Source organism: Burkholderia sp. KBS0801 (assembly GCF_005937855.2).
In the GTDB taxonomy this organism is placed as follows: Bacteria; Pseudomonadota; Gammaproteobacteria; order Burkholderiales; family Burkholderiaceae; genus Burkholderia; species Burkholderia ambifaria.
Genome location: NZ_CP042178.1, coordinates 1,779,581 through 1,793,409 on the forward strand (window position 1 = coordinate 1,779,581; position 13,829 = coordinate 1,793,409).

The following is a 13,829-nucleotide window of genomic DNA, read 5'->3' on the forward strand; positions in this document are numbered from 1 at the left end:
TGCCCCGCACCGCTTGCCCTGGCCCTGGGCGCCTGGATCCCCGCCCCTGTTCGCCGACCAGGATGGCGCGGCGCAACCGCTCTCGGGAAAGCGGGCCGGCCACGCAACCTGCGCAGGCCGGCCCTGGGGAAGTACCGTCTGCGGCCGCACCAGCGTTCGACGCGGTGAACTAACTGGTTAGCCGGGTCCGGCGCCTCAAACTTATGCAGCCGTAATGCCGCCGACAATGCTCATGCATATTTCGACTGACACCGATCGAAAAAAAACATCGGCTGCCGGCGCGCGAGGCGCGGTAGGCTAGAAGGTTCGTGCAGCGAAACGGCGCCGCCGCCCCTGTGGGCGCCCGACCATAACAAGCGAAGATCGAAATGGAAGCGAAGTGGCTGGAAGATTTCCTGAGCCTTGCGGATACCAAGAGCTTTTCCCGGGCCGCGCGTCATCGGCACCTCACGCAGTCGGCGTTCAGCAGACGAATCGCCGCGCTCGAAACGTGGATGGACGCAAAGCTGGTCGACCGCAGCATCAACCCCATCACGCTGACACCGGCCGGCCAGATGTTCCGCGGGCTGGCCGCGGACATCCTGCGCAGCATGTATGCGGCACGCAACCTCGTGAACGGCTACGACCAGTTCGCGGCCAGCGACCAGGTCGTGCGCTTCGCGGTCGCGCATACGCTCGTGTTCACGCTGTTCCCCGAATGGCTCAAGCAGTTGAACGGCGAAGTCGGCCATGTGACCGCGCGCGTCAATGCGGTGAACGTGCCCGAAGGCGTGCAGCAACTGGTCGAAGGTGAGTGCGACCTGCTGCTCGGCTATCACCATCCGCAACTGCCGATCGTGCTCGATCCGAACCACTTCCCGTTCGTCACGCTCGGCGTCGAACGGATCCTGCCTGTGTCGACGCCCGACGCGCACGGCCGGCCGGTATTCGAACTGCCGGGCACGCCGGACGCGCCGCTGCCGCTGCTCGCGTATTCGTCTGGCGCGTTCCTCGGGAACGTCGTCGAGATGCTGCTGCTGAACGCGTCCGAATCGTATGCGCTGCACCGCTGCTTCGAGACGCATATGTCCGAGGCGCTCAAGGGGATGGTCGTGGCCGGGCACGGGATCGGCTGGCTGCCGGAAAGCTGCGTGGCGAAGGAACTCGCGGAAGGCTCGCTCGTGCGGGCGGGCTCGGCGGACTGGATCACCGAGCTCGAGATCCGCCTGTACCGGTCCGCGCGCAAGCGCGGGCTCGCGGCCGAACAGCTGTGGACCTACATCATGAACCGGCCACGCACCGCGGCCGACGGCTCGATCGCGGCCGAGCCGGCAACACCCGCCGTGCGCATCGCGCGCCGCAGTGTCGGCGGCAGCCGATAACGCTCTTCCCCGTCCCTCATCGACTGATTCGCCGGCGCACGATGCGCGGATAACCGCGCGTCGCGCCGTCACTCCAACGGCGGCCGCCCGCATTTTCCGCTCCTGCACGGGGTGTCGATGCGAATATCGCACGCTTGATCAAGCGAATTAAATAGCCAAACGTTTGCGAGTCCGGCTGTATCTCTTTCTATTAGAAATATCTGATACCGAATAACTTTCCGCTTTCAACAGGGGAAATACGCTGTTACAGATCACAACAAAAGTTTCGATTTTCATGGAACGGCGATTCTCACCAAAACCGTCGCGCCCTCTTTTTTCATTTTCACGCCATGTGTACCGATGTCAGGGAAATGCCTCGAATAAGAGGCAAAACTTCCTTTTATCAGTCGTTATTTTTCCGCACAAATCCGGTACCTCTTACGTCGTAAGTTTCCGCACGGGTCATCGCTACCGCCGAGCAAGTTTCATGTCCGGCAACATCGACTTTATTATGATTTTAAAGATTCGTCGAATAAATGCAAATCCTATTTAAATACGACATTTTAAACAGTGTGTCGTGCGGGCCACACACAATTGTTTGTTGAAAACCCATCGTGTATCAATAGCATGTCGTAAAAGCACGCATATAATTTCGACTCGGAATAAATGCGTTGTCATTGATTCCGGATGGAGGTGGCAATGTCTTCCTCGTCGTTTAAACAGCATGCTCGCCCGCTGCTCGGGATCGTCGTCGTATTCGCGCTCTGCATCGATGCCGTGGCCCAGGGCCAGACCCAAACCCAAACCGAGATGCCCGCGTCCGGCGCGGGCCCGGAGCGATACGTGATTTCGTACATCTGCGGTGATGCACGAATCGACGGTACGGCGCCCCTGCCCCCCGACGGCCGTCCGTACAACCTCGGTGTGTCGTTCGTGGCGGGCAGCACCGGCCAGCCGCTGTCCAACGTGCAGGTCCGGCTACGGCGACACGGCCGCGTGCTGCTGGAATTCAAGGCCACGGGGCCGCGCTGTCTATTCAGTGTGCCCGAGGCCAGTTACCGGGTCGAAGGCACCTATCAGGGGGCGACGCAGTTCGCGATCGTCGAAACGGGTGCGCTCACCACGCAGTTGAAATGGTGAGCCCCGCCCGAATCCGCGTGCCGACACCGCACGATCGCGCCCTTCACCGCGATCCCCCGCTATCCACCGAAACGAGGAGCATGGAATGACTCGCGCAGAGCGACCGGACGACGCGCCGGTCCGTCAGCCGAAACCCTCCTGGGGCCCGGGCAAGAATGCGGCCCTCAGCATCGTCGCGTTTGCCGCGATCTTCGGTGCGTTCGCGTATGTCGAGCGCGACGTGGGGATGGGCAACGCAGCCCACACGACCGTGACGCACGATATCGCCGGCATGGTCGGCACCGCCGTCCAGAAGTCTCGCGACGCCATCGTGGCCGTAATGGACAACGCGTCCGGCCCGTCCGCGTCCGCCGGCACCGCATCGACCGTCGCACAGGCCGCGCCGGGTAAATCGTCGGCGGCGGAGGCCGCGCCCGTGATGTCGGCGGCGGCCGAACCCACCGTGGCGCCGCCAATGGCGGCCCGGTCCCACCCGAAACATACGCGCCGTGCGCATGGGTCATCCACGACGCTCGCGGCCAACGCGTCTGCCGCATCCGCCGGCGCGCGCCCCACGCGCTCATCCGACGCGCACCGGACGTCGCGTTCGCAGACGCTGGCGCGCACGAAAAAATCCACCGACCCCGAGCCGAGCATTCAGCCGCATTCGTATACAGCGGACTCGGCCCACATGCAGGCGGCCAGCGTGACGCGCGAGGAGGTGGAAGGCGCCCGCGCGCTGGCCAAGGCGCGCTCGTGCGCCCAGATGGACGAATGGAACTGCGTGGAGCAAAACGCGAGCCGGGCACTCGCGATCGACCCGAAGAACAGCGAATCGCGCGCGCTGCTTGGACAAGCGATCCGTAACCGCCTGTGAGCCGGCCGGATGCCGCCGGGCCTTGCCACCCGGCAGCGTGATGGTCGGCGACGAGCGTCGTCGGGCATGCAACCGATGTGATCGACAAGAAGTGAGGACATACCGTGGCCAACAATCGTAAAGAACAATGCACCACCGTCGCTCCGTCCAACCGGCGGATCCTCCTGCATGCGCCATTGCTGTTGCTGCTCGTCGCGTCCGGCCCCTGCTTCGCCGCCGAAGGCGACGCGGAACCGGGCAGCGCGCGCGAAATCGCCGGGACCCACGGCGCGCGGGATGCGCTGCCGCCCGACATGCAGCCGACGGGGGCGCCGATGCAGGCCGCCCAGGGTTCGGGCACGCTGCCTCCTCATGCGCCGACGCCGATCGCGCTGGCGTCCGACGCGTCGCTGCAGATGGCTCAGGCATCGCCTATGCCGATCACGGTCGTGGTGGAGCCGGAAGCGCCGCAATCGGGCGAGCCGGCGCCGGGCGCGCAGCCCCCCGATCCGCCGACACCTGTCGCGCCGACGCCCGACGGGCCGAGGCAGCTGGCGCAGGTGCCCGACACCGCACCGGCGAACACGGCGGCACCGATGGCGCAGACGCAGGACGCGCCGATGCAACTGGCGCAGGCATCCGACACCGCACCGCCGAATACGCCTGCACCGATCGCGCAGATGCAGGACGCGCCGGTGCAACTAGCGCAGGCGTCCGACACCACACCGCCGAATACGCCTGCACCGATCGCACAGACGCAGGACGCCCCGATGCAAGCGGCGCAGGCATCCGACACCGCCCCGCCGAACACGCCAGCGCCGGTCGCACAGACGCCGGACGCGCCGATGCCGCCTGCGCAGGTGTCCGACAGCCCCCCGCCGAACACACCTGCACGGATCGCGCAGACGCAGGACGCACCAATGCCGCCTGCACAGGCCACCAGCGCCCAACCGCCCGATACACCGGCGCCTACCGCCGCAACGCCATCCCAACCATCCGCATCGGCCGCTCCGGCGCCAGCCCCGAGCGCGCAACCCCCGGACACTGCGCCGCAGCCCGCACAAGCCGCGACCACCGCTCCGCCGAATTCACCGACGCAAACCGCTCAGGCATCCGGCACGCCGATGCCGAATTCGCCCACGCCCGTGACGCAGATGCCGGGCGCGCAATCGCCGTCGTCCCAAGGGCCGAGTTCACAGACACCCGGCGCCCAGCTACCCGGCGAATCCATGCAACGCTCGCAAGGCCCCGACGTCGAAACGCCGAACGCCCAGGCGCCGGATCTCCGTACCGCCGACGTCGAGACCGTGCGCAAGGACGTGTTCGGCCTCGCGACGAGCGGTGGCGCGGTCAAGGCGATCGATGAAGCGAAAATGCGGCCCGACGCGTTCTCCGCCGTCGACATCGCGCAACTGGAAGAACTGTCGATTCGCCAGCAGGTGCGCGGCGGACGCGACAAGTCGCGCGCGATGACGAGTTCGGACCGCTTCGACGGACTCGACAACGCGCTGCGCGCGGCCGACGACCTCGACCAGCGGATGCCGGCCACACCCGAGTACACGCCCGTCAGGACGGCGCTCGCGGGCGACCGCACGGTCGCCCTTGCGGCACGCGGCGACATGACGAAGGCCGTCAAGACGTTCGAGACCATCCCGCCCGACGCGGAGATCTCGATCGACGCGCTGGCGGCCGTCGGCGACGCGTATCTTTACCTGAGCGAACCGGGCAAGGCGAATGCCGTGTACCAGCGTGCGCTGAATCAGGCGACCGCGTCGCCGACGGACCGCGCGACGCGCGGCTTCCAGTACGGTGCACGCACGCGTGCGATCGAATTGCGCGAAGGGCTGTTCTGGTCGTACGTCGACCGGGCCCGCGCGGCGGACGCGAAGCAGGTGCTCGACGACATGGGCAAGTCGCTGCCGCCGGCCACGGAGGTGCGCAACTACGGCCCGGGGGAAAGCGACTATCTGCGCTACTACCGGCTGCGCGCGCAATACCTGATCTTCACGGGTCGGCCCGACGAAGGGATCGCCGCGCTCGAGCAACTCGAGAAGGAGGTCCCGTTCAACGGCGAGGTGCGCGCCGCGCACGCCGATGCGGTGTCGGGCCAGGCGCATCCGCGCCAGGCGATCTCGATGTATCGCGCGTCGCTGGCCGACCACCCGGACAGCGTCGAGATGCTCGCGGGCCTGGGCCGCGCGTCGCTCACGGCGGACGACTACGCGACCGCGAAGAGCGTCGACCAGACCCTGGACAACACGTTCCCGGACAGCGGCGCCGTGCGCAGCTTCAAGCGCGACTACAAGGCCTACCGCAGCCCGATATTCACGACCGACCTGAGCTTCGAGCACGGCAACAGCGCGCTGGCCGACAACAGCTTCACGTCCGACAGCTACATCTATTCGCAACCGTTCGGCGACAACTGGCGGGTCTTCTCGCACACGTTCTTCGGCCATGCGCAAACCGACAGCGGCAGCATCAGCCGCACCCGCACGGGCATCGGCGGCGACTACCGGCACGGGCCGCTCACAGTCCTCGGCGAAGTCACGCGTTCGCTCGGCGGGGACGGCCGAACCGGCGGCCGCGGGACGATCGCGTACGCGCTGAACGACTACTGGACCGTCTCCGGCGGGGTCGACAGCAACGACAACTCGCTGCCGTGGAAGGCGTATGCCGCGCACATCTGGGGCCGCTCCGCGAACGTGTCGGTGGTGTATCGCCAGAACGACCGGCGCGAAGTCAAGCTGAGCTACGGCGTGAGCCGCTACAGCGATTCGAACCTGCACCAGGAAATCACGGCGACCGCCACGCAGCGCGTGTACACGTCCGCCAACCAGCTCGTCAACGTATCGCTGGATCTCGGCACCGACAGCAACACCCGCCGGGACGCACCGTACTTCAGCCCGGGCCGCGACTACGCGGCCGCGGCGACCGTAATGCACCAGCTGACGTTGTGGAAGAAGGGCGACATGGGGCTGCAGCAGCGCATCTCGGTGTCGGGCGGCGCTTACAACGAGCGCGGATTCGGCACCAGCGCGCTGTGGAGCGCGCGGCTCGAGCACGCGTGGACGTTCAAGCACGACATCACGCTGAGCTACGGCGTCGAGGTCAGCAGCCACGCGTACGACGGCGAGCGCGAGCGCTCCGAAACCGGCTTCCTGTCGCTCAACCTGCCGTTCTAGCAAGGAGATCGTACGATGCAATCCCGACGGACCTTCATGTGCGGATGCATGGGTGCATTTGCCGCCTGTTCGCTGTTCCCGGGCGTGACCAATGCCAAGATGATCGATCTGCTGCCGCCGTCCGATCCGGCCGACGGCAAGACGTTTCGCGTGATCTGCCTGCATGACGTGCGTGACAACCTGATGGCGTCGTTCAACTCCCCGTCGGCGATCGTCGATCCGTTCGCGGTCGATACCGGCACGCTGACCGCGATCTTCTCGTGGCTGCAGACCAACAACTATCACACCATCACGGTCAGGCAGATCGAGGAGTCGCGGCACGGCGGCAAGCCGCTGCCGCCGCGCTCGGTGCTGCTCACGTTCGACGACGGCTTTCGCAGCCACTACACGAAGGTGCTGCCGCTGCTCGAGCGCTTCAAGTATCCGGCCGTGATGGGCATCGTCACCGCGTGGATCGATACACCGCCGGATACGCCGATCCGCATCAGCGACAAGGTGCAGGTGCCGCGCGACTACTTCCTGTCGTGGGACGAGGTGAAGAAGCTCGGCCAGTCGCCCTTCGTCGAGCTCGGCTGCCACACCCACAACCTCCATCACGGCGCGATCGCGAATCCGCAAGGCAACGAGTTGCCGGCGACCACCTCGCACCTCTACCTGCAGGACCAGAAGCGCTATGAAACCGACGCCGAATTCGAAGCGCGCGTGCACAACGACCTGCAGACCTGCGTGCGGCAGATCCGCGAACACACCGGCATCGTCGCTCGCTCGATGGTGTGGCCATACGGCGCGGAAAACCAGCCCGTGCGCAGGATATCGACGTCGCTCGGCATGGACATCCAGTTCAGCCTCGACGCCGGTCCGAATACGCCGGACGTGCCGCTGGACCGGTTGAGACGGATCCTGATGATGTACGACGTCGACATCGGCGGGTTCGAGCGCTCGATGCGCGAACCGGCGTCCAACCGCGGCGACGTCGACGTGCCCGAGCGCACCGTGCAGGTCGATCTCGACCAGGTCTACGATCCGGACCCCGCGCGGCAGGAAGCGAATCTCGGCAAGCTGATCGAACGCATCTACCGGATGCAGCCGAAATCGGTGTACCTGCAGGCATATGCGGACCCGAAAGGCACCGGCGTGGCCGAAGCGGTGTATTTCCCGAACCGGCACCTGCCGATGCGCGCCGACCTGTTCTCGCGCGCCGCATGGCAGCTCAACACGCGCGCCAACGTGCAGGTGTACGCATGGATGCCGGTGCTCGCGTTCCGGCCGCCGGCGGACAAGCAGCGCGGGATCGAGGCCGTGAGCGCCTACGGCGGCGCGCCGGCCCGCGAGAACGGCACGCGCGTGTTCCGGCTGAGCCCGTTCGATCCGGAAGCGCGGCTGATGATCCAGCAGATCTACGAGGATCTCACCAAGCACGCATCGTTCAGCGGCATCCTGTTCAGTGACGACGCCGTGCTCGACGACTACGAGGATGCCGGCAAGCATGCGCTGCGCACCTATTCGCAATGGGGGCTGCCGGCCGATATCGGCAAGATCCGCGAGAACCCCGACCTGATGAAGCGCTGGACGCGCCAGAAGTCGCGCTACCTGATCGACCTGACCCGCCAGCTCTCGCAGATCGTGCTCGCCCACCAGAATGCGGGCGACGTGCTGACCGCCCGCAACATCTTCGCGATGCCGGTGCTCAAGCCCGAATCGGAAACGTGGTACGCGCAGAACTACGACGATTTCCTCGTGACCTACGACTACGTCGCGCTGATGGCGATGCCGTACATGGAACAGGCAAAGGACCCAGAAGGCTGGCTGGACCAGCTCGTGCAGGCTGTCCATGCGAAGCCGCGCGGCCTGGAGCGCACCGTGTTCGAACTGCAGTCGTACGACTGGCACGCGCGCAAGGCGGTGCCTGCCAGCACGCTGCTCGCGCAGATGCGGCGGCTGCGCAGCAAGGGCGCGGTGAATTTCGGCTACTACCCCGACAACTTCCTGAACGGGCAGCCGCAGCTCGAAGCGATGCGCGACGTGATGTCGCTGAAGTCACGCCTCGACCAGAACTCGATCAACGCGCTGATGCAGATGCAGCACACGCCCGGAACCAAGACGCCATGAACTCCCACAGCATCATCCAGCGCCTGCAGGACTTCGTCTTCTACTATCCGTTCTTCATGTCGTATCTGTGGATGATCGGCGGCGTCGTTCACTACTTCCTGCTCGAGGAGGGCCGCGAGCTGTCGATGCGCACGATCGCGTCGAGCGGCATCCCGAAGATCTCGATCGTCGTGCCGTGCTTCAACGAAGCGGCGAACGCGCGCAGCGTGATCCGGCACCTGAACGCGATGGACTACCCGAACTACGACATCATCGCGGTGAACGACGGCAGCAAGGACCGCACCGGCGAGATCCTCAACGAACTGGCCGTCGAGATTCCGCGGCTGCTCGTGATCCATCACGCGCGCAACGAGGGCAAGGCGGTCGGGCTCACGACCGCGGCCGCGGTATCGAACGCCGAATACCTGCTCTGCATCGACGGCGACGCGCTGCTCGCGCACGACGCGATCGGCTGGATGCTCGAGCATTTCCTGACCGATCCGGGTGTCGGCGCGGTCACCGGCAACCCGCGCATCCGCACGCGCACGTCGCTGCTCGGGCGCATGCAGGTCGGCGAATTCTCGTCGATCGTCGGGCTGATCAAGCGCACGCAGCAGGTGTACGGCCGCATCTTCACGGTGTCGGGCGTGATCACGATGTTCCGCAAGACCGCGCTCGCCGACGTCGGCTACTGGAGCTCGGACATGCTGACCGAGGACATCGACATCAGCTGGAAGCTGCAGTGCCGCGACTGGCGCGTCGTGTACGAGCCGCATGCGCTCAGCTGGATCCTGATGCCCGAGACGGTCCGGGGGCTCTATCGTCAGCGGCTGCGCTGGGCGAAGGGCGGCATCCAGGTGCTGATGAAGTACGCGGGCACGCTCGCGCGGCCGACGCAGATGATGATGTGGCCGCTGTTCATCGAGTACCTGATCGGCATTGCGTGGGCGTACTCGATGTCGTTCATCCTGCTGCTCGCGCTGATCGACGTGGTCTACCCGCTTCCGCCGAGCTGGCATGTGTCCGTGGTGCCGCACTGGCACGGGATGCTGCTGGTGGCGACCTGCATCCTGCAGTTGATCATCGGCAGCATGATCGATCGTCGTTACGACGAGAAACTCCTGATGTATTTCCTTGACACCATCTGGTACCCCGTCGCGTTCTGGCTGATCAGCATGATCACCACCGTCGTCGCCCTGCCCGCCGTCGTATTGCGGGGCCGCGGCAAGCGCGCCGTTTGGGTCAGTCCCGACCGAGGCATTCAACATGAAGAACGCGCCGATTATTGACCTTTCCCTGCGCGCCCCGCGCGAACTGATCGCCGAGCGCGGCGGCATCGTCGGACCCGTGCTCGTCGCGTGGTTCCGCCTGATGCGGCCCGCGCTGGTGGGTGGAGTCTGGGCATCGATCTGCATCTATACCTACCGCTACCTGCTGCCGTTCAACGAGGCCGAGATGCCGATCGAACAGATCGTGTTCTACGTGACGAGCATCGCGCTGATCGCGGGCACGATCGTCATGTGGCTGATCGCGGGGCGCGTCGTGCATCCGCTCGCGTACCGGTGGCGCGTGTCGAAGATGTTGCGGCGCTCGGCCAGCGTGAAGGTGCGCTCGGTCGCGCCGACCGCGTTCGCGGGCGCCCGCCGGCGCGGCGCACGACGCACGACGCGCATTCTCGTCGCGTCGCACGACGCGAACGGCTCGATCTCGGGCATCGAATGGGTCGCGCATGCAGGGGCCCAACCCCGCGAATAGGTCCGGGCAGACGTGCCGCGCCGCGCGCGAACATGCCGCGCGGTGCGACACCGCTCCTGATAACGTGCTGCCGCGCGTCATGCGCGCCAGTCGGCAACTTCCTGTTAGACGAGGTGAATCATGTGCGGAATCGTCGGAGCAAGCGGCCTGAAGAATCAGGTGCCGCAACTGGTCAATGCGTTGAGCCGGCTCGAGTATCGCGGCTACGATTCGTGCGGCATCGCCGTGCTGCGCGACGGCCACCTGCGCAGCGAACGCACGCTGCGGCGCGTGGCGGACCTGCAGCACCGCGTGCTGACGCTCGGGCTCGAAGCGCAGACCTGCATCGCGCACACGCGCTGGGCAACACACGGCGCGCCGTCGGAGGTCAACGCGCACCCGATCATGTCGGGCGACACGATCGCGGTCGTGCACAACGGGATCATCGAAAACCATGACGCGCTGCGCGCCGAACTGCGGCAGCGCGGCTATACGTTTCGCGGCGAAACCGACACCGAGGTGATCGCGCACCTGATCCACAGCGTCTATCGCGACAACCTGTTCGATGCCGTGATCCGCGCGGTGAAGCGGCTGCACGGCGCGTATGCGATCGCCGTGCTGAGCGCGCTCGAACCGCAGCGGCTCGTCGCCGCGCGCGCCGGCTCGCCGCTCGTGATCGGCATCGGCGCGGACCAGAACTATCTGGCGTCCGACTGCGCGGCCCTCGGCGACCTGACCGACCGCTTCGTGTACCTCGAAGACGGCGACGTCGCGCTGATCACGCCGGAGCGCATCGACGTCGTCGATTCGGTCGGGTGCGAAGCCAGCCGTCCGCTGTGCGAGGTCAAGGCGCGCGACGACGACGCCGCGCTTGGGCCCTATCAGCACTTCATGCAGAAGGAGATCTTCGAGCAGCCGAAGGCGATCGCCAGCACGATCGACGGCATCGACACGATCTCGCCCGCGCTGTTCGGCGACGAAGCAAGCGCGCGCGCGTTGTTGTCGAAGACCCGCGGCGTGCTGCTGCTCGGCTGCGGCACCAGCTACTACGCGGGCCTGACGGCGAAATACTGGCTCGAGAGCATCGCGGGCATTCCGGCCCAGGTCGAGATCGCGAGCGAATACCGCTATCGCGATACGGTGCCCGATCCGCGCACGCTGGTCGTCGGCATCTCGCAGTCGGGCGAGACCGCCGACACGATCGGCGCGCTCGAGCGCGCGCGAGAGATGGGCCAGGAGATGTCGATGGCGATCTGCAACGTGGCGACCAGCTCGATCGCGCGCAGCGCGCCGCTCTGCTTCCTGACGCGTGCCGGCATCGAGCTCGGCGTCGCGTCGACCAAGGCGTTCACGACGCAGCTCGTCGCGCTGTTCCTGTTGACGCTGACACTCGCGCAGCAGCGCGGCCGGCTCGACGCCGCGCAGGTCGCGGTGCACCTGAAGAAGCTGCACGAACTGCCGGAGCGCATCGCTCACGCCCTCGCGCTGGAAACGCAGATCATGGGCTGGGCCGCGAAGTTCGCGCGCACCGAGAACGCGCTGTTCCTCGGGCGTGGCATTCACTATCCGATCGCGCTGGAAGGCGCGCTGAAGCTCAAGGAAGTGTCGTACATCCATGCGGAAGGCTATCCGGCCGGCGAACTGAAGCATGGCCCGCTCGCGCTCGTCACGAGCGCGATGCCGGTCGTCACGATCGCACCCGACGACCGCCTGTTCCAGAAGCTGAAGTCCAACATGGCGGAAGTGCGCGCCCGCGGCGGGCGGCTGTACGTGCTCGCGGGTCATCAGCTCGAGATCGATGCCGACCGCGACACGCACCTGATCCGCGTGCGCGAATCGGGCGATGCGCTGTCGCCGATCGTCAACGTGATTCCGTTGCAGCTGCTCGCGTATCACGTCGGCTGCGCGCGCGGCGCCGACGTCGACAAGCCGCGCAACCTCGCGAAATCGGTCACTGTCGAATGACGGAGCGGCCGGACCTGGCGCACGCGTTCGCCCTACGCGCACGCGCGGCCCGGCGTGCCGCTGCACGGCGCGTCGCGGCGGCTCTGTGCGGCGCGTGCGTTGCCGTCGCGGCGCCGTCGTACACGTGCGCGGGCGCACCGGTCGTGCATACGGTCACCGTGCAGGAACCCACGTCGCCGCAGGAACACGGCGACGCGCGGCGCTTCATGCACGGGATCGGCGTGGCCGATGCGGGCGACGGCCGGCGCTGGGTGTTCTTCAGCAGCTCGGGCATCGCGCCGCGCGGCGCGCTGCGCAACGGCAACTGGCCGCATGACGTGTACGTCGGCGAATGGCGGCCGGGCAAGCCGGGCCTGCTGCGCGTCCATACGTTCATCAGCCGCCCGGAAGCGCAGGAGCCGGTATCGATCGCGCAAAGCCCGCGTGGCGACATCTTCGTCACGTTCGAGGACGGCTGGGACACGCCGGACACGGTCAGCCAGCGATACGGCATCTACCGGCGCGACCTGAAGCCGGTCAAGCCCTACCCGAACGACGTCGAAGCGGGCGGCCACTCGGGGCACGTCGCCGCGGTGGGCGAACGCTTCGTCGTGTTCTATTCCGCCGACTGGATCGACGGCGGCGGCGTCGACAATCTCGGCACCGGCAACGGCGTCTACGTGAAAACCTACGATGCCCAAGGGCACGTGCTGAACCATGTGCCGGTCGCGCCGCGCCGCCGCGAGTGGTGGCCCATGGTAGCGGGCTCGCCGCGCCGCGCGCTGCTGCTCTGGCAGAAATACATCGAAGGCAGCACGGACGCGACGCTCGAATACGCGATGTTCGATCCCGTCACGGCGAAGCTCGACAAGCTCGGGGCGCTGAACGACGCGATCCAGTACTACGTGTATTCGTCGGCCTACGTGCCGGCGGTCGACCGCTTCGTCGTCGTCACGACGACCGCCGACAATCGCGGCGTCGCGATGCTGATCGATCCGGACGGCCGTCGCGTCGCCACGCTCGACTGCCTGCCGGCGTCGGTGCGGGAGTCCGGGATCGGCGTCGACGGCACGCATGCGTATGTGCCGACCCGCGACGGCCGGCTGCTGACGCTGGCGCTTTCGGCAACGGGCATGTCGGTGAGTGGCGTACAGCGTTCGCCGATTCCGTGGGGCTCGACCGGCATCGCGGGGTTCCCGGCACGCGGCGGGGCGATGCATTTCGTGTCGCTCACACCGTCCGGCACGCGCGAAGCCGATTTCGACACGGCGCGGAACACACCGTTGCCGAAGGCCGACGCGCAATGTCCGACGCATTGACGACGCCGCGCGTCGATCATCCGGATCGACGCGAATCACCCATCCCCTTGCACCGCTGTCCGAATCGCGCGGCGCGATCCCTGCGCACGCATTCGGCCATCGGGTAGCCGGGCAAGCCGCCGTCGACAGGTCCGATTCCCGCCCTCTCGGCTGTCGCGCCGCAGTCGCCAGCGTCGCCCTTACCGGCTAGACTGTCGCCCGATTCCTTCCATCGGCCGCGGCACTCGCCTCTTTCGCCGCCGCCGCA

General features: G+C 66.6%; 9 protein-coding genes. All 9 read left to right on the forward strand.

The genetic code is table 11. The features are described 5' to 3' along the window. Positions 1-368: 368 nt before the first annotated feature. The 9 genes from FFI87_RS24800 to FFI87_RS24845 all read left to right on the forward strand — a co-directional run bounded on the left by FFI87_RS24800 (position 369) and on the right by FFI87_RS24845 (position 13,582). Complete coding sequence (locus tag FFI87_RS24800) at positions 369-1,361, forward strand: LysR substrate-binding domain-containing protein (protein WP_138848677.1); 993 nt, start codon at positions 369-371, stop codon at positions 1,359-1,361. Between the two features lie 678 nt (positions 1,362-2,039). After that, positions 2,040-2,480 (forward strand): hypothetical protein, encoded by a 441-nt coding sequence (locus FFI87_RS24810; protein ID WP_012365819.1) that lies wholly within the window; start codon positions 2,040-2,042, stop codon positions 2,478-2,480. A gap of 85 nt (positions 2,481-2,565) precedes the next feature. Beyond that, on the forward strand, positions 2,566-3,336 hold the full coding sequence (locus FFI87_RS24815; protein ID WP_138848676.1) for a hypothetical protein: 771 nt from the start codon (positions 2,566-2,568) through the stop codon (positions 3,334-3,336). Positions 3,337-3,440: 104 nt separating this feature from the next. Then, positions 3,441-6,497, forward strand: coding sequence for a poly-beta-1,6 N-acetyl-D-glucosamine export porin PgaA (gene pgaA / locus FFI87_RS24820; protein WP_138848675.1), 3,057 nt, complete (start codon positions 3,441-3,443; stop codon positions 6,495-6,497). 15 nt (positions 6,498-6,512) lie between these two features. Continuing rightward, positions 6,513-8,606 (forward strand): poly-beta-1,6-N-acetyl-D-glucosamine N-deacetylase PgaB, encoded by a 2,094-nt coding sequence (gene pgaB / locus FFI87_RS24825; protein WP_138848674.1) that lies wholly within the window; start codon positions 6,513-6,515, stop codon positions 8,604-8,606. Further along, positions 8,603-9,874, forward strand: a complete 1,272-nt coding sequence (pgaC, locus tag FFI87_RS24830) for a poly-beta-1,6-N-acetyl-D-glucosamine synthase (protein WP_012365815.1) — start codon at positions 8,603-8,605, stop codon at positions 9,872-9,874. Before pgaB ends, pgaC begins: the two co-directional genes overlap by 4 nt. Then, entirely contained in the window at positions 9,852-10,340 is a 489-nt protein-coding gene (locus FFI87_RS24835; protein WP_011658536.1) for a hypothetical protein, read from the forward strand. The genes pgaC and FFI87_RS24835 overlap by 23 nt, the downstream gene beginning before the upstream one ends. Before the next feature lie 120 nt (positions 10,341-10,460). Next, positions 10,461-12,284 (forward strand): glutamine--fructose-6-phosphate transaminase (isomerizing), encoded by a 1,824-nt coding sequence (gene glmS, locus FFI87_RS24840; RefSeq protein ID WP_138848673.1) that lies wholly within the window; start codon positions 10,461-10,463, stop codon positions 12,282-12,284. Beyond that, complete coding sequence (locus FFI87_RS24845; RefSeq protein WP_012365812.1) at positions 12,281-13,582, forward strand: hypothetical protein; 1,302 nt, start codon at positions 12,281-12,283, stop codon at positions 13,580-13,582. Before glmS ends, FFI87_RS24845 begins: the two co-directional genes overlap by 4 nt. The last annotated feature ends 247 nt before the right edge of the window (positions 13,583-13,829 follow it).

Coding starts and splice junctions, on each gene's coding strand:
- FFI87_RS24800 (WP_138848677.1), top strand. CDS start 369: ATGGAAGCGAAGTGGCTGGAAGATTTCCTGAGCCTTGCGGATACCAAG.
- FFI87_RS24845 (WP_012365812.1), top strand. CDS start 12,281: ATGACGGAGCGGCCGGACCTGGCGCACGCGTTCGCCCTACGCGCACGC.
- pgaB (WP_138848674.1), top strand. CDS start 6,513: ATGCAATCCCGACGGACCTTCATGTGCGGATGCATGGGTGCATTTGCC.
- glmS (WP_138848673.1), top strand. CDS start 10,461: ATGTGCGGAATCGTCGGAGCAAGCGGCCTGAAGAATCAGGTGCCGCAA.
- FFI87_RS24810 (WP_012365819.1), top strand. CDS start 2,040: ATGTCTTCCTCGTCGTTTAAACAGCATGCTCGCCCGCTGCTCGGGATC.
- FFI87_RS24835 (WP_011658536.1), top strand. CDS start 9,852: ATGAAGAACGCGCCGATTATTGACCTTTCCCTGCGCGCCCCGCGCGAA.
- pgaC (WP_012365815.1), top strand. CDS start 8,603: ATGAACTCCCACAGCATCATCCAGCGCCTGCAGGACTTCGTCTTCTAC.
- FFI87_RS24815 (WP_138848676.1), top strand. CDS start 2,566: ATGACTCGCGCAGAGCGACCGGACGACGCGCCGGTCCGTCAGCCGAAA.